Origin of the sequence: Stenotrophomonas sp. AB1(2024) (genome assembly GCF_037482345.1) — a bacterium.
Taxonomy (GTDB): domain Bacteria; phylum Pseudomonadota; class Gammaproteobacteria; order Xanthomonadales; family Xanthomonadaceae; genus Stenotrophomonas.
Genome location: NZ_JBBHKO020000001.1, coordinates 3295299 through 3317371, shown reverse-complemented (window position 1 = coordinate 3317371; position 22073 = coordinate 3295299). Strand labels below are relative to the sequence as shown.

General features: G+C 65.8%; 20 protein-coding genes. 10 read left to right on the top strand and 10 right to left on the bottom strand.

All coding sequences use genetic code 11. From position 1 onward, the window contains the following. Window positions 1-72 precede the first annotated feature (72 nt). The 3 genes from WIX41_RS14880 to prmB are packed head-to-tail and all read right to left on the bottom strand — an operon-like array spanning window position 73 to window position 3120. Window positions 73-1098 carry a 2-hydroxyacid dehydrogenase gene (locus tag WIX41_RS14880; RefSeq protein WP_339448792.1) on the bottom strand — a complete coding sequence of 342 codons (1026 nt, stop codon included), beginning with the start codon at window positions 1096-1098 and terminating at the stop codon, window positions 73-75. Next, on the bottom strand, window positions 1091-2194 hold the full coding sequence (gene aroC / locus WIX41_RS14875; RefSeq protein ID WP_339448790.1) for a chorismate synthase: 1104 nt from the start codon (window positions 2192-2194) through the stop codon (window positions 1091-1093). The genes WIX41_RS14880 and aroC overlap by 8 nt, the downstream gene beginning before the upstream one ends. Then, window positions 2191-3120, bottom strand: a complete 930-nt coding sequence (prmB, locus tag WIX41_RS14870) for a 50S ribosomal protein L3 N(5)-glutamine methyltransferase (protein WP_339448788.1) — start codon at window positions 3118-3120, stop codon at window positions 2191-2193. The genes aroC and prmB overlap by 4 nt, the downstream gene beginning before the upstream one ends. Before the next feature lie 129 nt (window positions 3121-3249). Here prmB and WIX41_RS14865 point away from each other — a divergent pair, with 129 nt between their 5' ends. Beyond that, window positions 3250-3900: an SCO family protein gene (locus tag WIX41_RS14865; RefSeq protein ID WP_339448786.1), complete on the top strand. Its 651-nt coding sequence runs from the start codon at window positions 3250-3252 to the stop codon at window positions 3898-3900. Further along, on the top strand, window positions 3897-4739 hold the full coding sequence (asd, locus tag WIX41_RS14860) for an archaetidylserine decarboxylase (RefSeq protein ID WP_339448784.1): 843 nt from the start codon (window positions 3897-3899) through the stop codon (window positions 4737-4739). Before WIX41_RS14865 ends, asd begins: the two co-directional genes overlap by 4 nt. Window positions 4740-4817: 78 nt before the next feature. Here asd and WIX41_RS14855 read toward each other — a convergent pair whose 3' ends face one another. Both WIX41_RS14855 and WIX41_RS14850 read right to left on the bottom strand, forming a co-directional pair. Continuing rightward, window positions 4818-5180: a ribonuclease E inhibitor RraB gene (locus WIX41_RS14855; protein WP_339448783.1), complete on the bottom strand. Its 363-nt coding sequence runs from the start codon at window positions 5178-5180 to the stop codon at window positions 4818-4820. Window positions 5181-5196: 16 nt separating this feature from the next. Next, window positions 5197-6807, bottom strand: coding sequence for a transglycosylase SLT domain-containing protein (locus tag WIX41_RS14850; RefSeq protein WP_339448782.1), 1611 nt, complete (start codon window positions 6805-6807; stop codon window positions 5197-5199). A 135-nt stretch (window positions 6808-6942) separates the two neighbouring features. Between WIX41_RS14850 and WIX41_RS14845 the strand changes: the two genes are divergently transcribed. Both WIX41_RS14845 and greB read left to right on the top strand, forming a co-directional pair. Continuing rightward, window positions 6943-8448 carry a helicase HerA-like domain-containing protein gene (locus tag WIX41_RS14845; RefSeq protein WP_339448781.1) on the top strand — a complete coding sequence of 502 codons (1506 nt, stop codon included), beginning with the start codon at window positions 6943-6945 and terminating at the stop codon, window positions 8446-8448. Between the two features lie 4 nt (window positions 8449-8452). Beyond that, complete coding sequence (gene greB / locus WIX41_RS14840) at window positions 8453-8959, top strand: transcription elongation factor GreB (RefSeq protein ID WP_339448779.1); 507 nt, start codon at window positions 8453-8455, stop codon at window positions 8957-8959. Window positions 8960-9061: 102 nt separating this feature from the next. On the opposite strand, the gene WIX41_RS14835 is transcribed toward greB, so the two are convergent. Together WIX41_RS14835 and rimO are read right to left on the bottom strand one after the other, a co-directional pair. Next, the gene (locus tag WIX41_RS14835; RefSeq protein ID WP_339448777.1) at window positions 9062-9823 is read right to left on the bottom strand and encodes a DUF3025 domain-containing protein; all 762 of its coding nucleotides are present in this window, start codon (window positions 9821-9823) and stop codon (window positions 9062-9064) included. Window positions 9824-9885: 62 nt separating this feature from the next. Beyond that, window positions 9886-11253, bottom strand: coding sequence for a 30S ribosomal protein S12 methylthiotransferase RimO (gene rimO, locus WIX41_RS14830; RefSeq protein WP_339448775.1), 1368 nt, complete (start codon window positions 11251-11253; stop codon window positions 9886-9888). Window positions 11254-11551: 298 nt separating this feature from the next. On the opposite strand from rimO, the gene WIX41_RS14825 reads away from it, so the two are divergent. The 4 genes from WIX41_RS14825 to WIX41_RS14810 are packed head-to-tail and all read left to right on the top strand — an operon-like array spanning window position 11552 to window position 14372. Continuing rightward, entirely contained in the window at window positions 11552-13105 is a 1554-nt protein-coding gene (locus WIX41_RS14825; RefSeq protein ID WP_339448773.1) for a Fic family protein, read from the top strand. After that, the gene (locus WIX41_RS14820; protein WP_339448771.1) at window positions 13098-13769 is read left to right on the top strand and encodes a dienelactone hydrolase family protein; all 672 of its coding nucleotides are present in this window, start codon (window positions 13098-13100) and stop codon (window positions 13767-13769) included. Before WIX41_RS14825 ends, WIX41_RS14820 begins: the two co-directional genes overlap by 8 nt. Then, entirely contained in the window at window positions 13766-14188 is a 423-nt protein-coding gene (locus WIX41_RS14815; protein WP_339448769.1) for an HIT family protein, read from the top strand. Before WIX41_RS14820 ends, WIX41_RS14815 begins: the two co-directional genes overlap by 4 nt. A gap of 16 nt (window positions 14189-14204) precedes the next feature. After that, complete coding sequence (locus WIX41_RS14810; protein WP_339448767.1) at window positions 14205-14372, top strand: LiaI-LiaF-like domain-containing protein; 168 nt, start codon at window positions 14205-14207, stop codon at window positions 14370-14372. Between the two features lie 34 nt (window positions 14373-14406). Here the strand turns inward: WIX41_RS14810 and dcd are convergent, their stop codons facing one another. The 3 genes from dcd to WIX41_RS14795 all read right to left on the bottom strand — a co-directional run bounded on the left by dcd (window position 14407) and on the right by WIX41_RS14795 (window position 17533). Next, on the bottom strand, window positions 14407-14979 hold the full coding sequence (gene dcd / locus WIX41_RS14805; RefSeq protein ID WP_068853484.1) for a dCTP deaminase: 573 nt from the start codon (window positions 14977-14979) through the stop codon (window positions 14407-14409). Window positions 14980-15018: 39 nt separating this feature from the next. Then, window positions 15019-15876 carry an iron-sulfur cluster carrier protein ApbC gene (apbC, locus tag WIX41_RS14800; RefSeq protein WP_339448764.1) on the bottom strand — a complete coding sequence of 286 codons (858 nt, stop codon included), beginning with the start codon at window positions 15874-15876 and terminating at the stop codon, window positions 15019-15021. Window positions 15877-15937: 61 nt separating this feature from the next. Next, the gene (locus tag WIX41_RS14795) at window positions 15938-17533 is read right to left on the bottom strand and encodes a phytoene desaturase family protein (protein WP_339448762.1); all 1596 of its coding nucleotides are present in this window, start codon (window positions 17531-17533) and stop codon (window positions 15938-15940) included. Between the two features lie 220 nt (window positions 17534-17753). On the opposite strand from WIX41_RS14795, the gene WIX41_RS14790 reads away from it, so the two are divergent. Further along, window positions 17754-19853 carry a M13 family metallopeptidase gene (locus tag WIX41_RS14790; protein WP_409187511.1) on the top strand — a complete coding sequence of 700 codons (2100 nt, stop codon included), beginning with the start codon at window positions 17754-17756 and terminating at the stop codon, window positions 19851-19853. A gap of 132 nt (window positions 19854-19985) precedes the next feature. Then, window positions 19986-21995, top strand: coding sequence for a M13 family metallopeptidase (locus tag WIX41_RS14785; RefSeq protein ID WP_339448758.1), 2010 nt, complete (start codon window positions 19986-19988; stop codon window positions 21993-21995). The last annotated feature ends 78 nt before the right edge of the window (window positions 21996-22073 follow it).

Genomic DNA, 22073 nt, shown 5'->3' with positions numbered 1-22073 from the left:
TCGGGACCTGCCGAATGTGTTTGAACCGCAGATTGGGCTCGGGGAACCTCACGCAACAGCGGCGGAGATTCCCTATCGTTTTGCGTCGTCGATTTTTTTGGCAGCCACGGCATCGGCGTTGATCGCGCTGGGCGGGTTGCCGGCGTTCGGGCCCAGGCCGAGTGCGGCCAGCAGGTTGTCCACGGCCAGCTGCACCATCGCCCGGCGCGTGGCCTGGCTGGCGCTGCCGATATGCGGGGTAAGCACGATGTTGCGCAGGGCCAGCAGCTCCGGGCGCACGCTCGGTTCACCTTCGAACACATCCAGCCCGGCGGCGGCCAGCCGGCCATTGGCCAGTGCGTCGGCCAGTGCCAGTTCGTCGACGATGCCGCCACGGGCGATGTTCACCAGGGTGGCGGTGGGCTTCATCTTCGCCAGTGCGGTGGCATCGATGATGTGGTGCGAAGACGGGCCGTAGGGCAACACCAGCACCAGGTGGTCGGACTGGGCCAGCAGCGTGTCCAGATCCACATACTGCGCGCCGACCTCGGCTTCGGTCGCATCAGGAAGGCGCGAGCGGTTGTGGTACAGCACGCGCATGCCGAAGCCAAGCGCACCCCGCCGGGCAATGCCCTGCCCGATGCGGCCCATGCCGAGGATGCCCAGCGTGCTGCCGTGGATGTCGGCACCGAGCATGGTCTGGAACGACCACTGGCCCCACTGTCCTTCGCGCAGCCAGCGCTCGGATTCGGTGATCCGACGCGCGGTGGCCATCAACAGGGCGAAGCCGAGGTCGGCGGTGGTTTCGGTCAACACATCCGGGGTGTTGCTGGCCAGGATGCCGGCCGCGTTGAGCGCGCCTACATCCAGGTTGTTGTAGCCCACCCCGACATTGGCAATCACGCGCAGGTTCGGCGCGTTGGCGATTTCGGCCGCGCCGATACGTTCGTTGAGGGTGATCAGCGCGCCGTCGACCTGGGCCAGCTGCTCGGCCAGCATCGCGGGCGTATAGCGGGTGACCTCATGGGTCGTCGCCAACACGACATGCTGCCCAAGCTGTTCGATGACATCATCGAACAGCGGTTGGCTGACCCAGACCCGGGGGCGCGGATCAACCATCGATCGACCCGGGAATGCGCGGGGTGATGTCGCCGACATCGCCGCACTGGGCGCGGTGGCGCAGCGCCTGGTCCATCAGCACCAGCGCCATCATCGCCTCGGCGATGGGGGTGGCGCGGATGCCCACGCACGGGTCGTGGCGACCGGTGGTGATCACCTCTACGGCAGCGCCGCTGGCATCCACCGTGGCGCCGGGCAGGCGCAGGCTCGAGGTCGGCTTGAGCACGATCGAGGCGGTGACCTGCTGGCCGGTGGAAATGCCGCCGAGGATGCCGCCGGCATGGTTGCTGGCGAAGCCTTCAGGGGTGATCAGGTCGCGGTGCTCGGTGCCCTTCTGCGCGGCGCTGGCAAAGCCGTCGCCGATTTCCACGCCCTTGACCGCGTTGATGCTCATCAGCGCCGACGCCAGCTCGCCATCGAGCTTGCCGTAGATCGGCTCGCCCCAGCCCGGCGGTACGCCATCGGCGACCACGTTGACGCGCGCACCCACCGAATCGCCGGACTTGCGCAGCGCATCCATGTAGCTTTCCAGCGCCGGCACCTGTCCGGCCACCGGCCAGAAGAACGGGTTGTCTTCCACCGCCGACCAGTCATGGCCGGTCGGGGTGATCTCGCCCAGCTGCGACAGGTAGCCGCGCACGGTCACCCCATGGCGCTGCAGCAGCCACTTCTTCGCGATCACGCCGGCAGCCACGCGCATGGTGGTTTCGCGCGCGGACGAGCGGCCACCACCGCGCGGGTCGCGGATGCCGTACTTCTGCCAGTAGCTGTAGTCGGCATGGCCCGGGCGGAACTGCTGGGCGATGTTGCTGTAGTCCTTGCTGCGCTGGTCGGTGTTGCGGATCAACAGCGCGATCGGCGTACCGGTGGTGCGCCCTTCGTACACGCCCGACAGGATTTCGACCTCGTCGGCCTCGCGCCGCGCCGAAGTGTGCCGGCTCTTGCCGGTGGCGCGGCGCTGCAGGTCGTGGGCGAATTCGTCGGCGCTGATCTCCAGCCCTGGCGGGCAGCCGTCGATCACGCAGCCGATCGCCGGACCATGCGATTCGCCGAACGTGGTGACCGAGAGCAGCTTGCCGAAGGTGTTGGAACTCACGGCCGCTGCGCCGCCAGTTCGGTGATGCGGGCGCTATGGGCGATCAGCTCACGGCACTCGACCGCGAAGATGCCCATCTGGCCGACCTTGAACTCGACCCAGGCGAAATCCACTTCCGGCAACAACTTGATCAGGTGCTGTTCGGATTCGCCCACTTCGCAGATCAGCAGGCCATCTTCGCTCAGGTGCAGCGGCGCGTCGCGCAGGATCTTCAGCACCAGGTCCAGGCCGTCGTCGCCGGCACGCAGACCCATTTCGGGTTCATACGAGTACTCCTTCGGCAGCGCGTCGGTTTCGTCGTTGGTGACGTACGGCGGGTTGGTCACGATCAGATCGTAGTGACGGCCGGTGAGGCCGTTGAACAGGTCCGACTTGAGCAGGGTGACGTTGTGCGCCTGCAGGCGTTCCTTGTTTTCTTCGGCCAGCGACAGCGCCTCATCGCTCAGGTCCGCGCCGTCCACTTCCCAGTTCGGGTAGTAGTGGCCCATGGCAATGGCGATGCAGCCCGAGCCGGTGCACAGGTCGAGCGCGCGGTGCACGTCGCGGCCGGCCAGCCACGGTTCGAAGCCGGTTTCGATCAGTTCGGCGATCGGCGAGCGCGGCACCAGCGCGCGGCGGTCGCTCTTGAAGCTCAGCCCGGCAAACCAGGCTTCACCGGTCAGGTAGGCGGCCGGCAGGCGCTCGCTGATGCGGCGCTCGAACAGGGCCAGCACCTCGGCCTTCTCCGGGGTGGTCACCCGGGCCGCGCCATAGGCCGGGCCCAGGTCGTGCGGCAGGTGCAGCGCGTGCAGGACCAGTTGGGTGGCTTCGTCCAGCGCGTTGTCATAGCTGTGCCCGAAGGTCAGCCCGGCGGCGTTGAAACGGCTGGTGCCGTAGCGGATCAGGTCGATGATCGTATGGAGTTCGGCGGCCGTTTCGGCGGTCATGGCAGGGCAACAGACAAAGTGGCCCCAGATTATAGGCGCTGCGGCGCAGCACGGCATCCGTTGCAGCGGAAACGGAAACCGCCGGCCCCCATCCCCTATCATGGAGGCCCCTTCGGGAATGGGCCTTACATGTTCAATCGCAACGTCGGCATCATCCTGCTCATCGCGCTGGCCGCCGGGCTCGGCCTGGTCGTTGCCCAGAAAGTGTTCGCGCCCAAGCCGGCAGGCAACCGCCCGGCCACAGAATCGATCACCTTCTACCCGCAGCCACGCCCGCTGCCGGACTTCAACCTGGGCCAGTCCGATGGCACCCGGCTGATTCCCGGTGAGCTCAAGGGCCACTGGACCCTGGTGTTCCTGGGCTTCCTGTCCTGCCCCGACATCTGCCCGACCACCCTGGCCGACCTGGCCCAGGCCCAGAAGCAGTGGGAAACCCTGCCCGAGACCCTGCGCCCGCGGCTGGTGTTCGTGTCCGTGGACCCCGAACGCGACACCCCGGCGCGGCTGGGCGAGTACGTGCACGCCTTCCACAAGGACACCCTGGCCGCCACCGCCGACGTGCCCTCGCTGGAGCGCTTCGCCACCGCGCTGGGCTTCGTGTTCCAGAAGGTGCCGGGCAAAAGCTTCGATGAAAACCCCCAGGATTACACCCTGGAACACTCGGCCAGCCTGGCCGTGCTGGACCCGGACGGCAAGCTGGCCGGTCTGATCCGCCCCCCCTTCAACGCGCCGGCCATTGCCCGCGACCTGAACCTGTTGACCGAGAAATCCGCCCCATGAGCCTGACCACCACGCTGAGCTACGCCCTGCCCCACCGCCTGCTGTCATCGATGGCGCGGCGCCTGGCGTATTCCAGCAACCCGCGGATCTCACGCTGGCTGATCGACACGGTGACCGAAAAGTTTGGCGTGAACCTGGCCGAGGCGGCCAACCCGGACCCACGCAGCTACCCGACCTTCAACCAGTTCTTCACCCGCGCTTTGAAGCCGGGCGCGCGCGTGCCCGATGCCGGTGCCCGCACCCTGCTGATGCCGGCCGATGGCCGGATCAGCCAGCTGGGCGCCATTGAAGACGGCCGCATCTTCCAGGCCAAGGGTCAGTCGTTCACCGCCGCCGAACTGCTGGGCGATGCGGCCGATGCCGAAGTGTTCCACCACGGCCTGTTCGCCACCGTGTACCTCTCGCCCAAGGACTACCACCGCGTGCACATGCCGTGGACCGGCACCCTGCGCGAAACCGTGCACGTGCCGGGGCGGTTGTTCAGTGTGGGTCCGGCGGCCGTGAACACCGTGCCGGGGCTGTTCGCCCGCAACGAGCGCCTGGTCTGCCATTTCGACACCGATTTCGGCCCGATGGTGCAGGTGATGGTCGGCGCGCTGCTGGTGTCGGGCGTGGAGACGGTGTGGGGCGGCGAAGAGATCCCGGCCTACGGCGACACCATCACCCGCAAGGATTACCGCGGCAAGGGCATCACCCTGGAGCGGTTCGCCGAGATGGCGCGCTTCAATTACGGCTCGACGGTCATCGTGCTGCTGCCGCCAGGCGTAGCCGATTTCGCGCCGCATCTGGACGCCGAACACGCCGTGCAGCTCGGTCAGGCGTTGGCCACCCTGCGTTGAGAGCAGCCACGCAGGGCGTGGCTCTACGCGATCTGCCGCCCGCAAAACAAACGCCCCGCTTTCGCGGGGCGTCTCGTTTCAGGTGTTGTCCGGATCGTGCGCGAACTCGACGGGCCCTACGTCCATGCCATCGTAATCCTCTACGCCGTTGGCTTCGGCCAGGGCCTGCAGCTCGTGGTTGCGCTTGTCCAGCGAGGCTTCGTTGTGCACTTCCACGCGTTCCACGTGCAGCACGTGGTAGGGCGCTTCAGCTTCTTCCAGTTCCGGCTCGAACACCTCGACCACGGTGTAGCCCTCCCCTTCCAGCACCTTGGCCAAGCCATGCAGCGGCTCCGGGGTGGTGTTGACGAAGAAGTAGCCCCAGACCAGATCGCCATTGAGATCCCAGTCGGTATTCTCGCGGATGTTGGCGAACATCTCGTTGATTGCGGTGATATCCATCTTTGTTCCTCGTGGGTTATTTACCGCAGCCCTGCAGCTTGATGGACTGACCCTGGCGCAGCACGTAGGCCGGGGCCTTGAGCCCGTTGGCCCGCGCCAGCTCGCGCACGTTGCAGTTGAACTTGTCGGCGATCCGGCCCAGGGTCTCACCCTTGCCGACCTTGTGGCTGCGCACCGGCTTCGCCTTGGGCTTGGCCGCCGGCACCGCCACCGGCGCCGCCGGCGTGGTCGTCACCGGGGTGCTGGCCTGGATGCCCGCCACCGGCACCACGCTGCCCACCGCCACGTTGCCGGTGTAGCTGGTAGCTGCCGGGCGCACGATGGCCGCATTGAGGTCGGCGGTGATCAGCGTGCGCGCGAGGTCCGCGCGCGGGCCGCTCACGCAGTAACGGTTGTACAGCCCGGCAATGCGGGTGGTGGCGTTGATGAGGGTGCCGGCCGGGATCCAGCCATCGGCTTCGTAGCGCGGATTGAGGTTGCGCAGCGCACGCATGTAGCCATCACGGGTGCCGGTGCTGCCCAGGCAGATGGTCAGCTCGTAGATGGTGGTGGACTTGGCCAGGCGGATCGTGGCCGGCTGCGCACTGACCTTGGGGAAGTCCACGCCGTACTGCTGCGGGTGCAGGTAGATCCACGCCGCAGCGATCACCATCGGCACGTAGTCCTTGGTTTCGGCCGGGAACTGGTTGTAGACGCTGTCCACCCAGAAGCTTTGACCCACGTTCTGCCGATACACCCGCCCGGCGCGGCCTTCGCCCCCGTTGTAGCCGGCCAGCGACAGCTCCACGTTGTTGTTGAGTTCGCGCATGCGCTCGTTGAGGTAGCTGGCACTGGCTTCGGCGGCGCTGCGTGCATCGAAACGGGTGTCGAAGCCGGTGCCATCCGGACCCAGCCCGAAGCGGCGCCCGGTAGCCGGCATGAACTGCATCAGCCCGGCGGCGCCGGCACGCGAAGAGGCATGCACGCGGCCGTTGGATTCCTTGGCCATGATCCCGAACAGCAGCGCCTCGGGCAGGCCGCGCTTTTCCCATTCCGGCCACATCACCGCGCGCAGGGTCTGGTAGTTCTCGTAGGTATTCATCAACGCCGGGCGCATGTCGGTCAGCCAGCGGCGGATGCCGGCCTGCACCGCCGGGTTGTATTCGACCATGTTGTCGAAGGCGTGGCGCTTGTCGTTGAGCAGCGCGGCGGCGCGGGCGGCCTCGGGCACATCGGCGGTCAATGGGCCTACATGGTCCGGATCGGCCTCAAGCAGGCCGCCATCGCCGGCGATCACTTCGCTGTCGTCGCCATCGCGCGCATCGGCGTTGTTCTTCAACAGGCGCTTGTAGGTCACCAGCAGGTTGCTGACCTGGCAGCCCTTCTGCGCCACGCAGGCGCTGATCACGTCCTCCATGTCCTCCAGCGCGGCATCGCCTTCGTTCTTGCCCTTGGGGTCGGCGTTGTTGACCAGCACCAGCGCATCGGCGTAGCGCTTCTCGGCGGCGGCCATGCGCTGTTCCAGGGCCTCGATCTTGACCTTGTCGCGGGCGGACACGCGCTGGGCGTGCGCATCGGGCACGAACGACAGCAGGGAAGCGAACGCCAACAACGGCCAAACACGGGCAAGCAGGACAGGAACGGGCATTTTTGGCACTGTGGGCGAAAGACAGGGCAGAGTAGCCGTGCCACTCGTATCGGGGCAACCCGGTCAGGCGGCCGATACACGCCGACGTTTAGAATCCTGCCCATTCACATAGCCCCTCCACAGAGCGAGTTGACCATGGATCCGATCCTGCTCGGCAAAGGCGTCACCGATGACATCCCCGTCACCCTGCAACCCCGGCTGGGCAACCGCCACGGCCTGGTGGCCGGCGCTACCGGTACCGGCAAGACCGTGACCCTGATGACACTGGCCGAAGGCTTTTCGCGCATCGGCGTGCCGGTGTTCCTGGCCGACGTGAAGGGCGATGTCTCTGGCCTGGCCGTGCCCGGCACGGGTGCCGAGCCCCTGCTGCAGCGCGCAAAGGACATCGGCGTGGCCGATTACGCGCCGGCCGGCAGCCCCACGATCTTCTGGGACCTGTACGGCAAACTGGGCCACCCGGTGCGCACCACCGTCAGCGAAATGGGCCCGACCCTGCTGGCGCGCATCCTGGAACTCAACGACACCCAGTCCGGGGTGCTTGACATCGTGTTCAAGCTGGCCGACGACCGTGGCCTGCTGCTGCTCGACCTGGACGACCTGCGCGCCCTGCTGGGCCTGGTGGCCGACGAGCGCAAGGACATCTCCACCGAGTACGGGCTGGTCAGCGCGCAGTCGGTGGCGGCGATCCAGCGTTCGCTGCTGCGGCTGTCGCAGGATGGCGGCGAGTCGTTCTTCGGCGAACCGGCGCTGGAGCTTGCTGACCTGATGCGGGTCAATCACGACGGTCGCGGTGTGATCGGCATCCTGGCCGCTGACCAGCTGGTGCTGAAGCCGCGCCTGTACTCGACCTTCCTGCTGTGGCTGCTGTCCGAGCTGTTCGAGACGCTGCCCGAGGTGGGCGACCTGGACAAGCCCAAGCTGGTCTTCATCTTCGACGAGGCGCACCTGTTGTTCGATGACGCCCCGGCCGCGCTGGTGCAACGCATCGAGCAGGTGGTGCGGCTGATCCGTTCCAAGGGCGTGGGCGTGTATTTCTGCTCGCAGTTCCCCGACGACGTGCCGGCCAACATCCTGGGGCAGCTGGGCAACCGGGTGCAGCATGCGCTGCGCGCGTTCACCCCGCGCGACCAGAAGGCGGTGAAGATCGCGGCGGAAACCTTCGTGCCCAACCCGAAGCTGGATGTGGTGGCCGCGCTGTCGCAGCTGGGTACCGGCGAGGCGCTGGTGTCCACGCTGCAGGACAAGGGGATTCCCTCCCCCGTGCAGCAGACCCAGATCGCTCCGCCACGTTGCCGGATGGGCGCCATTACCGAGGCCGAGCGGGCGCAGGTGCGCGCCGGCAGCCCGGTCGGCAGCCGCTACGACACCGCCGTGAACCGCGAATCGGCGGCCGAGCTGCTGGCCCAGCGCGCGGCCAAGGCGGTGGAACAGCCTGACGCGCCCAAGGCGCGCACCCGCGAGCAGGATGAGCAGCAGGAAAGCGGGTTCGGCCAATCGATCAAGGATGCGATCTTCGGCACCAAGCGCCGCCAGGGCATGATCGAAACCATGGCCAAACAGACCACCCGCACCGTGGGCACCAAGCTGGGCAACCAGATCGTGCGCGGCATCCTGGGCGGCATCTTCGGCGGCAAGCGCTGAGCCGATGTCGCGTTGGCGTCCCCCGGCGGAAAAGAGTACGGCCTTGATCACCGCACAGGGCCACCAGCGGTTGAAGACCGAGCTGGACGACTTGTGGCGCGTTCGGCGCCCGGAGGTGGTCAAGGCGTTGGCGGCGGCAGCCGCCGAAGGCGATCGTTCGGAGAATGCCGAGTACACCTACCGCAAGAAGCAGCTGGGCGAAATCGACCGCCGGGTGCGCTACCTGACCAAGCGGCTGGAGGCGCTGCGCGTGGTGGATACCGTGCCGACCGATCCACGCGCGGTGTTTTTTGGTGCGTGGGTGGAGTTGGAGAACGTGGACAGCGGCGATGTCAGCCGGTATCGCATCGTGGGCCCGGATGAGACCGATGCGGGCGCGGGCTGGATCAGCATCGATTCGCCGCTGGCGCGCGCGTTGTTGAAGAAGCGTGTGGACGATGAATTTGAGGTGGAGTTGCCGAGTGGGCGGACCGGGTTTGCGATCCTGGCGGTGGAGTACCCGGCCGGGTGAGGTGTCTACGGCGGTTACGGCGTTCGTTGCGGTGCGTTACCGACGTTGAACCGTTATCGGCAAGGTGCCCGTGCAACCATGGCAGGTCCAGGAGCACGGTTGCTACCGGGCCGGGGCGGGGTATTCCCTTCCATCCCGGGCCGGGCGGAAGTACTCGACCTGGCGGTAAAACAGCACGTCCTGATCGGGATGCCAGCCCGGAATGCCCATCAACGGCAGCGGGCGAAGCTCCAGCGGATCATTGAGCAGGTCCGCACGCGAAATGGCCTGCGCCACCTGCTCCACCGCCTGCGCGTCATCCTCGCCCTGCACCACCACGCACTTGCCCACCAGCAATCGCGAAGGCAACAACGCCTGCTCCATCAATGCATGACCGAACACGGCAGACACGGCGATGGCGCCGCTGCGCCACCGCTCTGCGCCCTGTACGAACAGCGCGCTCCAATCATGCCGGTCCCACGCATGCAGCAACGAGGCATCGCGCACTCGCACGATCACCCCTGTTTCGTCGAACTGGGTCAGCACGGCCTGTGTACGATTTCGTCCAACGGCAGATGCATCAACGAGTTCGGCACACTGCCGCGCATTGAGCGCGTGCTTGATCGCCGGATGGCGCGCCCAGACCAGTGCATTGAACAGGTCATGCCAGTTGCGCGGACGGGTCGCGATGCGCCCCTGCGCAATGCGCCGCTCGTAGTGCAGGCCATCGGCAAGCAACGCATCATCCTGCTCGACCAGCTGCTTGCCGGGCAACGCAAGCCGCTGGTCCAGCGCGTCAATGGACGGCCAGTCGGCGGCCGCCATCACATCCTGGTAAGCAGCAAACGCGGCAAACAACGGATGGGCGAAGCACGCCCGATCCACCTCCCCGCGCGCCGGCGCAATGAAACGCCGGCGGCCGACCGCCCCGGGGGCGGCCGCGCCGGTCACAGCACCTTGAGGTCGAGCTGCCGGATCGTCGCGCTTTCTTCGATCAGCGCATCACCGTACAGATCGTGCTCATCGCTCTCGGTGATCTCCACGTTCACGAACTGGCCCACGCGCAGCGTTGCTTCATCAGCGTTCTCGATATGCACCAGGCCGTCGATCTCCGGCGCATCGGCCCTGGACCGGGCCACGGCGATACCATCTTCAATGGCATCGACCAGGCACTGCTGCACGGTGCCGATCTTGGCTTCCAGGCGCGCCGCGGAAATTTCGGCCTGGCGGGCCATGAACCGGGCCAGGCGCTCCTGCTTCACTTCTTCGGGTACCGCGCCGGGCAGAGTGTTGGCCATCGCGCCGGTGACCGGCGAATAGGCGAACGCGCCAACGCGATCCAGCTGCGCCTCATCCAGGAACGACAGCAGCTCCTCGAACTCGGCCTCGGTCTCGCCCGGGAAGCCGACGATGAAGGTCGAGCGCACGGTGATGTCCGGGCACAGCTGGCGCCAGCGCTGCACGCGCTCCAGGGTCTTGTCGACCGCACCGGGACGCTTCATCAACTTGAGGATGCGCGGACTGGCATGCTGGAACGGGATATCCAGGTACGGCAGGATGCGGTTTTCGGCCATCAGCGGCACCACATCGTCCACGTGCGGGTACGGGTACACGTAGTGCATGCGGGTCCAGGCATCCAGTTCGGACAGTCCTTCGCACAGCGACTTCATGCGGGTCTGGTAGGCCTTGTCGCGCCACATGCGTTCGGCGTACTTGACGTCCACGCCATAGGCGGAGGTGTCCTGCGACACCACCAGCAGCTCCTTGACCCCGCCGCGCACCAGTCGCTCCGCTTCGCGCAGTACGTCGTCCACCGGGCGCGAGACCAGCTTGCCGCGCATCGAGGGAATGATGCAGAAGCTGCAATGGTGGTTGCAGCCTTCTGAAATCTTCAGGTAAGCGTAATGGCGCGGGGTCAGCTTGATGCCGTAGTCCGGCACCAGGTCCACGAACGGGTCATGCCTGGGCGGCAGCGCGGCGTGCACCGCTTCCATCACACTGGTGTAGTCCTGCGGACCCGACACCGCCAGTACGTCCGGGTAGGCCTTGCGGATCTCCTCGGGGCGCTTGCCCAGGCAGCCGGTGACGATCACCTTGCCATTGGCGTTCATGGCCTCGCCGATTGCGTCCAGCGATTCGGTTACCGCCGAATCGATGAAACCACAGGTGTTGACCACCACCACGTCGGCCGCATCGTAGGAGGGAACGATGTCGTAGCCCTCGGCCCGCAGCTGGGTGAGGATGCGCTCGGAATCGACAAGGGCCTTCGGGCAGCCAAGGCTGACGAAGCCGACTTTGGGGTTCAGCTGGGACATGGAATCGCGGGACTCTGGGGGCCTGGGCCCACGCCGGAATGGCGCAGGGACCTGGGGGCCGGAAACGGCGGCAAGTATACCGGCGTTGGAGCTTGGGTCTGAATCGGGGCGAACTCTTGCAACCACGTGCGCTTCAGCGCCGCTGAACCGCGCGGACAGCCGGAGATGGGGCTCCCGATGATGCGCGGGCGGCGGCGTTCTGACGCCGCGCAAGAATCTCACATATCAATGAGACTGAGTGTAAAATAATCCGTCAAGAAGTGGCAATATGTAAATAAATCTGGGGTGGTGTAAAAAAATGACCGCGATCGGGTACGAATGGGTAAGAAATCATTGCAGGCTTGATGCGCTCCCCCCGCGCCGGTCTGCGCACATCCGCCCCGTGACCAGGGTTGAGCAGTTTGCCGATCATGTGGCGGTCCCTGCCGGTGTGGCGCCGGGGCAGGAGGCAGATGTGCTCGATCATCTGCTGTTCGCCCTGAAGCATGAGCATACCAACCTGGCCATTCTCATGGAGGGCATGCGCCATGTTCCCGCAGGGCGGGTCTCGGCGACCTTCCGGCAGACACCTGGGGGGGCGTATGCACGACTGGCCGGTTTTTTCTGGGAGCAAAGCAATCGCTGTCAACTTGAAGATCTACCGGCAGCGACCGGCGCGGTAGTCGACGTATTCGACCCCTCCAGGTTTGTCACCGGCCAAGACCAGCGTAATGCTCGCTGGCGTGTGAACTTCAATGGCCTGGGGACGCTGGTGTACTGCGCCACCGTGGAGAGGACACCGGCCATCAAGGAAGCGATAGAGCGTTCGGTGTTGGACAGGGCCAATCACGTCCTCAGCGGCATGGACTCGAATATCCGCGACCGGGCGTTGGAATGGGCGTATTTGAGTGAGACGCGAGGGAGCTTCGAGATCGAGGGTGAAGTACCCGGGGCGTCCAAGCAAGCAGCTTTTGTACGCGTCCTGCAGCAGGCGCATTTACGCGAACCGTTGACCGAAGACTATCTGTCGGAGTTGCAGAACATTGCGATCACCAATCCCCTGCAGAGAGCAGCGTCCTTCCGGCAGGAGCAGAACCATCTTGCCCGGGCAGATCGCGGGGCCGCTGCAGTGACCTATGTGCCGCCACCTCCCGTACTGGCACATGAGTTGATGGACGCTCTGATGGATTGGTCGAACAATCACCTGGAGGGAGTAGACCCGTTGGTCGCTGCGTCGGTGGTGTCCTTCGGTTTCGTCTTCATCCATCCCTATATGGATGGCAACGGCCGCCTCTCCCGGTTCCTGCTGCACCAGACCCTCTGCCGCGCGGGCGCTCTGGAAAACGGCCTGATCCTGCCGGTCTCGGTGGCCATGAAAAAACATGAAGCCGAGTATCTCGATGCGTTGCAACAGTTCTCGCGGCCGATGCGTGCAAAATGGGATGTCCGCTGGATCGATGCAGAGCAGTTCGAATACACCTACCTGGGTGATGCCCAATACGGCGCTTACCGCTATTGGGACGCTACGTCGGCTGCGGAGTTCTGCATGAAGATGGCTGAGCTTGCCCTGGACGATGAGCTTCGCAACGAAACCGAGTTCCTCATGCGCTACGACATGGCGCACAATGAGGTCGACAAAGCCTACGACCTGATCAATACCGATCTTGCTGTCCTGCTTGTCAGTGCCTTCCAGCAAGGCGGCGTCGTTTCAAAACGGAGGCGCGACCAGTTCCAGCATCGCGTTCCGGAGGCAGCGTTCGACTTCATTGAATCCACGGTCAAGGCAGTTCTGGCCACAGAAAGCATCAACTTTGACGCGAGGCCGCAGGCCGATAATGAAGGCCTGAACCAACAGGAGTCTGGCAATGGGTGAGTGGGTAACGCTTGATACGCATCACGGTCCGGTCCGGGCCTGGCAGGCCAGGCCGGACGGCAAGCCACGCGGGGGGCTGGTGGTCATCCAGGAGATCTTCGGCGCCAACGCGCACATCCGCGAGGTGGCCGAGGGCTTTGCTGCCGAGGGCTATGAGGTACTGGCGCCCTCCCTCTTCGACCTGATCGACGGTACCGGGACCGACCCCGACGCCCTGCCCTATGACCCGAACGGGGTGAAACAGGGCCTGGAGCATGTCAACGCGCTGGGCGTGGAGAAGGCACTGGAAGTGGTGCGGGCGGCCGCTTCGCGATTGGCGCCACATGGAAAGGTCGGTACGGTCGGCTACTGCTGGGGCGGCAGCATTGCCCTGCTCTCGGCGATGCGCCTGGGCCTGCCCTCGGTCAGCTACTACGGCGCGCGCAATGTCCAGTTCCTGGACGACCCACTCAAGGCCCCGGTCATGTTCCACTTCGGCGCCCAGGACAAGAGCATCCCGCCGGAAGCCATCCAGGCCCACCGCGAGAAGCTGCCCAACATGGAGACATTCGTCTATCCGGCCGACCACGCCTTTAACCGCAGCGTCGGACATGCGTATGATCCGGACAGCGCCGAGCTGGCGCTGAAACGCACCCTTGCCTTCTTTGCGGAGCATCTTGGATGAGCGATTTCGAACTGGATTCACGCCTGGCCGCCAACAGTGTATTGGTGGACCAAGGCCCGTTGTCGCAAGTGCGGTTGATGAACGACGAACGTTACCCGTGGCTGGTTCTGGTGCCGCGCGTAAGCGGCATCACCGAATGGCTGGAGCTGGACGGCAACCAGCAGGACCAGCTGCGCACCGAACTGAACCGATGCTGCCGGGCGCTCAAGGGCACCGATGGGGTCCAGAAGATCAACTTCGCCACGCTGGGCAACATCGTGCCGCAGCTGCACTTCCACGTGGTTGGCCGGCATGTCGGCGATCCAGCGTGGCCGGCGCCGGTGTGGGGCCACGGCCAGGCCCACCCCTTCGATGAGGCGGTGCTGCAGGAACGTGTCGCGATGTGGAAGGAACGGCTAGGATATTCGCCCCAACCCTAAGCGGACCCTGCCTCTGATGCGCTCCAACCTTGTCGCCGCCATCGTCCTGATCCTCGTCGGCCTGTTCCTGCTGGCCAGCAACCTGGGCTGGACCAACATGAACATGGGTCGTCTGATTCTTACCTGGTGGCCGGCGATCCTGGTGGCAGTGGGGATCGGGTTGTTGTTCGGACGCGGGAAATAAGAAAAAGCGCGGAGCGATCCGCGCTTTTTTGCCCTCAGGTGCGCGGCAGGGTCACGCCGGTCTGGCCCTGGTACTTGCCGCCGCGGTCCTTGTACGAGGTTTCGCAGATGTCGTCGCTGTCGGCCTGGAAGAACAGCATCTGGGCCACGCCTTCGTTGGCGTAGATGCGCGCGGGCAGCGGCGTGGTGTTGCTGAATTCCAGGGTGACATGGCCTTCCCACTCCGGCTCCAGCGGGGTCACGTTGACGATGATGCCGCAGCGCGCGTAGGTGCTCTTGCCCAGGCAGACGACCAGGGTGTCGCGCGGAATGCGGAAGTACTCCACGGTGCGCGCCAGGGCAAAGCTGTTGGGCGGGATGATGCACTCATCGCCCACGATGTCCACGAAGCTGCCCGGGTCGAAGTGCTTGGGGTCGACGATGGTGGAGTTGATGTTGGTGAACACCTTGAACTCGCGCGAGCAACGCACGTCGTAGCCGTAGCTGGAGGTGCCGTAGCTGACGATGCGCTGGCCGTTGGCCTGCTTGACCTGGCCGGCTTCGAACGGCTCGATCATGCCGTGCTGCTCGGACATGCGGCGGATCCAACGGTCACTCTTGATGCTCATGGGGGGTCCTGGGTGCGGGAATGGGCGATTCTAAAGCGATCAGAGCAGCGAAGACAGGATCGGAATGCTGGCGCGCGGGCGCTTGGCCACTTCTTCCACCAACCGCTCGGCGGCGCGCAGGTAGGCCTGCGCGGCCGGCGAATCCGGTGCCGCAGCGGTGATCGGGGTACCGGCATCGCCCTGCTCGCGGATGCCGATATCCAGCGGCAGCGAGCCCAGCAGCGGCACGCCATACTGCGCGGCCATGCGTTCGCCGCCCCCTTCGCCGAACAGGTGCTCCACGTGGCCGCAGTTGCTGCAGGTGTGCACGGCCATGTTTTCCACGATGCCCAGCACCGGCACCTCGACCTTCTCGAACATCTTCAGCGCCTTCTTCGCATCCAGCGTGGCGATGTCCTGCGGGGTGGTGACGATGACCGCGCCAGCCAGCGGAATTTTCTGGGTCAGGGTGAGCTGGATGTCGCCGGTGCCCGGCGGCAGGTCGATCAACAGGTAATCCAGGTCGTCCCAGAGGGTGTCGTTGAAGAACTGGGTCATGGCCGAGGTTGCCATCGGGCCGCGCCAGATCATCGGGGTCTCGTCTTCGATCAGGTAGCCGATCGACATGGTTTCCACGCCAAACGCGCGCAGGGGCTCGATCGACTTGTTGTCCGGGCTTTCCGGGCGCCCGCTCAGGCCCAGCATCATCGGCACGCTGGGGCCGTAGATGTCGGCGTCCAGCAGTCCGACACGGGCGCCAAGCCGGGCCAGTGCCACCGCCAGGTTCACCGCCGTGGTGGACTTGCCCACGCCGCCCTTTCCCGAACCGACCGCGATCACGTTGCGGACGCGCGGATGAAGGGTCAGGCCCTTCTGCACCTGGCTGGCATGGGGACGTCGAGAGGGGCTGGCACTCACTGCGGGAACTCCGGAAAAGCCGAACGGGACAGCCCACCACTATACAGGGGGGCTCCGGCGGCTACCGGCGCAGCATCGCCTGCGCCGCGTTGTGCCCTGGCGCACCCGTCACCCCGCCCCCGGGATGCGTCCCCGAACCGCACAGGTACAGGCCCGGTAGTGCCCCACGGTAGTCGGCCTGGCCAAGCATCGGCCGGGCGCTGAACAACTGGTTGAGACTGAGCGCCCCATGGAAGATGTCCCCGCCAATCAGCCCGAAGGTGCGCTCCAGATCCAACGGGCTCAACACCTGCCGGCCCAGCACCAGCGCGCTGAACCCCGGTGCATGCCGATCCACCGTGGCGATCATCAGATCGGCCACTTCATCGCGATGGTCATCCCAACTACGCCCCCCGGGAAGTACCGGCGCCACGTGTTGGCAGAACAGGCTGGCCACGTGCTGTCCCGGCGGCGCCAGCGAGTCGTCCAGGGTGCTTGGGATCAGCATTTCCACGATGGGCTCGCGCGACCAGCCGTGCTGGCGTGCATCGCTGTACGCGCGGTCCATGTAGGCCAACGTGGGCGCCATGATGATGCCGGCCGTGAGGTGGTCGCCCGCCCCGGGCAGCACAGTGAACGAAGGCAGCGCCGACAGCGCGAGGTTCATCCGGAACGTACCCGAGCCGCAGCGCCAGTTGGCCATGCGCTCGCGGGTGGCCAGGGGCACCTCATCGGGCGCCAACAGCTGTTCGTAGAGCAGCTTGGGATTGACGTTGGCCACCACCTTGCGGGCCCGGATGACCTCACCCTGCAGCGTCTCCACCCCCACTGCACGACCGTGTTCAACCACCACCCGGCGCACCCCGGCGTCGGTGCGGATCTCGGCCCCGGCGGCGGTTGCCGAGCGGGCCATCGCCTGGGTGATCGCCCCCATGCCGCCAATGGCATGGCCCCAGGCGCCCTTCACCCCATTACTCTGGCCAAACGCGTGGTGCAGCAGCACATAGGCCGTACCGGGCGCATCTGGACTTGCGTAGTTGCCCACGATGCCGTCGAAGCCGAACAGCGCTTTGATCGGTTCGCTTTCAAACCAGCGATCCAGGTATTCCGACGCCGAGATGGTGAACAGGTCCAGCAGCTCCTGCCGCAGTGCCGGTGCCAGCCCATGCAGCCGCCGTCCAAGCTGGCCGGCCCGCCAGAGCGCCGGCAGCTGGGTCAGCCAGTGGCCCTCGCCAACGTTGGGCGGCGCCTGCAGCGACAGCGCGCGCAGTACATCGGCAAAGGCTTCCAGGCGCTGCTCGAATGCCGGCAGGCGCTCGGCATCGCGCGCGGAGAAGCGCGCCACTTCCGAACGGGTCAGCCCGGCACCGGCCAGCAGGTAGTCCCCGTCCAGTGGCAGGAAATTATTGATCCGTCGGGGCACCACCCGCAGGCCATGCGCGGCCAGCGCCAGCTCCTGGATGATCCTCGGCTGCAGCAGCGACACCGTATAAGAGGCCACCGAATTGCGGAACCCCGGATGGAACTCCTCGGTGACTGCCGCCCCGCCCACCACCGCGCGGCGCTCCAGCACCAGCACCCGGCGGCCGGCGCGGGCCAGGTAGGCCGCGCAGACCAGGCCGTTGTGCCCGCCACCAATGATGACCGCATCCCATGTCCGCGTCGTTGAAGTGCCCATGCTGGCTGTATACACCGGCACCGGGGCGCTTGTCCCTGCGTGGCGGCAAGCGTTGCCGATGCGGGCATTGCCCTGTGCCCGGCGGCCACGTTGCACCGGCTTGCCAACGGCCATGACCTTCGACACCCTTGCAGGCCGGGTCAGCGGCGTATCGTCTGGCCCACGGTTCCCTTCCAGGGACCATCCTGAAAGATTCTTCGGCCCGGAGGCCCAACCAGTGATCTCTCGCACTCCCAAGATTGTTCTGCTGACCCTGGCCGTTTCGGCCGCGCTGGTTGGCTGCGGCAAGAACGAAACCCCGGCTACGGACAGCGCGGCCTCCACCGCCACCCCGGCTGCCACCGATTTCAAGCTCGACGAAGCCAAGCTGCCGGCCTACAACGCCTTCCACCCGTCCGACCTGGACAAGAGCCTGGACGCCTGCACCGCGTTCGGCGATTTCGTGAACAGCAAGTGGCTGGCCGCCAATGAAATCCCGGGCGACCGCACCAGCTGGGGCGCCTTCACCATCCTGGACGAGCGCTCGGTCGCCGTGCAGCACCAGCTGGCCGAACAGGTCGCGGCGGTGAAGAACCCGACCGGCATCGAAAAGATCGTCGGCGATTTCTGGGCCACCGGCATGGACGAGGCCAAGATCAACGCGCAGGGCATCGAGCCGATCAAGGCCGACCTGGCCGCCATCGACGGCCTGCAGGACAAGGACGCCATCGCCGATTACCTGCGCACCACCGCCGCCAAGGGCGAGAACGTGCTGTTCGGGTTCGGTCCGGAGGCGGACTTCAAGAACTCCAGCATGAACATGGCGTACGCGAGCCAGGGCGGCCTGGGCCTGCCCGATACCACCTACTACACCGACGCCAAGAACGCCGACAAGCTCAAGGCCTACCAGGCCCACGTGGCCAAGGTGCTGGAACTGTCCGGCGTGGCCGCCGCCGACGCCGCCAAGCAGGCGGCGGACGTAGTCAAGTTCGAAACCCGCCTGGCCAAGGCCTCCAAGTCCAGCGAACAGCTCTCGCGCGATGTCTCGCTGTACTACAACCCGGTCACCGTGGCCGACGCCGACAAGCTGACCCCGAATTTCAGCTGGAGCAGGTTCTTCGAAGCGCAGGGCATTGCCGCACCGGAGAAGTTCTCGCTGGCCATCCCCAGCTTCCACCAGGAAGTGAGCAAGGCGCTGGGCGACACCGATCCGTCGGTGTGGCGTTCGTACCTGCGTTTCCGCACCATTGACGGCGCGTCGCCGTACCTGGCCGATGCCTTCGTGCAGGAAAACTACGACTTCTACGGCAAGACCCTCAACGGCCAGAAGGAAATGAAGCCGCGCTGGAAGCGCGTGCTGGGCACCATCGAAAACGATGCCGGTGAAGCGTTCGGCCAGCTGTACGTCAAGGTCGCCTTCTCGCCCGAAGCCAAGGCCAAGATGGAAGAACTGGTCAAGAACCTGGCTGCCTCGCTGAAGGAGCGCATCCAGGGCCTGACCTGGATGAGCGATGAAACCAAGGCCAAGGCCATCGCCAAGTGGGAAACCTTCACCCCGAAGATCGGCTACCCGGACAAGTGGCGCGACTGGAGCGGCCTGACCACCGGCCGTGACAGCTACTTCGGCAACGTGCGCGCCGCCAACGAATTCAATTACAAGTGGGCGCTGGGCAAGATCGGCAAGCCGGTGGACAAGACCGAGTGGGGCATGACCCCGCAGACGGTCAACGCCTACTACAACCCGTTGCAGAACGAGATCGTGTTCCCGGCCGCCATCCTGCAGCCGCCGTTCTTCGACCCGAAGGCCGACGACGCGCTGAACTACGGCGGCATCGGTGCGGTGATCGGCCATGAAATGACCCACGGATACGACGACCAGGGCAGCCGCTTCGGGCCGACCGGCAACTTCGAGAACTGGTGGACCGATGCGGACACCAAGAACTTCAGCGGCCTGACCGGCAAGCTGGTCAACCAGTTCGACGGCTACAAGGTGGGCGACCAGGCGGTCAACGGCAAACTGACCCTGGGCGAGAACATCGCCGACCTGGGTGGCCTGGCCACCGCCTACGACGCCCTGCAGAAGGCCAGCGCCGGCAAGGAAGACCCGAAGGTGGACGGCTTCAGCCGCGACCAGCGCTTCTTCTTCAACTGGGCCACCGTGTGGCGCACCAAGTACACCCCGGAAAACGCCAAGGTCCGCCTGGCCACCGACCCGCACGCCCCGGCTGCGTTCCGTGCCATGGGCGCGCCGTCGAACCTGCCGACCTTCGCGGCCGCGTTCGAGTGCAAGCCCGGTTCGCCGATGGTCCGCGTAGGCGACAAGCAGGTGGTGATCTGGTAATCGGTCGCGCCACGGCGTGATGCGTTGAAGCAGAAGGCCCGGGGGAAACCCCGGGCCTTTTTTCTGCATGCCGCGTTTTCATCGCGGCTTGCTATAGTTCCGCGGTCTTCAATCCTTTTGGATTTGTTTCGCATGCCCAACCTTCGTCCGCTCGCCATTGCCCTCGGCCTGGGCCTGGCCACCCTGGTCGTCACCGACGCGTCCGCCGCCCCGAAGAAGAAGGCGGCCAGCCGTGCGCCTGCGGTCAGCGCGCAGTGCAGCGACTTCTACGATGCCACCAATGCCAGCTGGCTGAAGGCCAACCCGGTGCCGCAGACCGGTGCCACCACCGCGATCGGACAGCTGGCCGAGCGCACCCGCGTGCAGCAGCGCGAGCTGCTGGACAGCGCGATGAAGGCACCGCAGGGCAATGTGCAGAAGCTGCTGGGCGACTTCTGGGCCAGCGGCCTGGACGAAGCCGCCGTGGAAGCCGACGGCTCCAATCCGATCGCACCGCTGCTGACCCGCATCAACGCCATCAAGAAAGCCAAGGATGTACCGGCCTCGATCGCCGCGCTGCATCAGGTCGGCATCCCGGTGGCATTCAACTTCGCCCCGGATGTGGACCTCAAGGCGCTGGACCGCCATATCGGTTACTTCATGCAGGGCGGCATGGGCCTGCCGGACCCGGCCTTCTACACCCGTACCGACGCCGACACGGTGGCCCTGATGGGGCGTTACCGTACTTACGTCAAGCAGATCCTGGCCCTGACCGGCACCCCGGCCGACAAGCTGGAGGCCGAATCGCAGGCGGTGATCGCGCTGGAAACCGAGCTGGCGCGCAACGCGCAGTCGCTGGCTGGCATCAACAACCCGTTCAACAACTACGCACCGATTTCCACCAAGGAACTCAACAGCCGCTTCCGCAACCTGCAGCTGGACGCCTTCCTCAAGGCGCAGGGCGTCAACGACGACCTGGTGTCGCTGTCCGACCCGGCGCTGTTCAAGCAGCTCGACGGCATGGTCGCCCGGATCAAGCCGGACCAGTGGAAGGCCTACCTGCGCTGGCGCGTGGGCGATGCCATGGCCCCGTACCTGTCCAAGGCCTACCGCGATGCGGAGTTTGAATTCCGCGGCCGCGTGATCCGCGGCGAAACCATCGCCCCGGCGCGCTGGGAGCAGGTGCTCAATGCGATGAACGTGGCCGCTGGCCCGATGGTCGGCCGCGAGTACGCCGCGCGTTACCTGTCGGCCGATGACCGCCGCCAGGCGGGCGTGATCGTCGACAAGATCCGCGAAACCCAGATCGAGGCGGTCAAGGCCAGCACCTGGCTGAGCCCGGAAGCCAAGAGCGAAGCGCAGGCCAAGCTGGCCGCGCTGAAGATCGAGATCGGCACCCCGCTGCGCGACCTGGATTACAGCGTGCAGCCGATGGGCCGCGGCAGCTTTGGCGGCAACATGCTGATCGCTTCGACCTGGCGCCACCGCGAGGAAATGAAGCGCATTGGCAAGGGCAACGCCGACCGCCGCTGGGACGTGCTGCCGCAGCAGCCGGCGCTGGCCTATGACATCGCGCAGAACCGCCTGATCGTCACCGCCGCCGTGCTGCAGGGCCCGGTGTTCAATGCCAAGGCCGATACCGCCGACAAGTTCGGCAGCTACGGCGCGCTGGTCGCCCACGAACTGACCCGTGCCATCGATGCCAAGGGTTCGCTGGTGGATTCCAAGGGCGAACTGCGCAGCTGGTGGACCCCGGCCGACAAGACCGCCTGGACCCTGTTGGGCAACCGCGTAGCCACGCAGTTCAGCAGCCTCGACTTCCCCGGCGTGAAGGGGGCCAAGGTCAACGGCGAGCTGACCCGCGAAGAAAACCTGGCCGACCTGGCAGGCGTTGAACTGGCATGGGCCGCCTACAAGTCGGTGGAACCCGATGCCAAGCCGGCCGCGCAGCAGGGCTTCTTCCGTGCCTGGGCCAGCCTGTGGCCGCAGCAGCTGTCGCCGAACGAAGCCGCGCAGCGGCTGACCTCGGACATGCTTGCCCCGGGCAAGTGGCGCACCAATGCCCCGCTGTCCAACCTGCCCGCTTTCGGCGCCACCTTCAGCTGCAAGCCGGGCCAGCCGATGCAGCGCGTGGACACCGACCAGATCAGGATCTGGCGCTGAGCCAGGCGGTCATGGATTGAATGAAGGGCGCCCTTTGGGCGCCCTTCGTCCATGCGCGTAGAGCCACGCCCTGCGTGG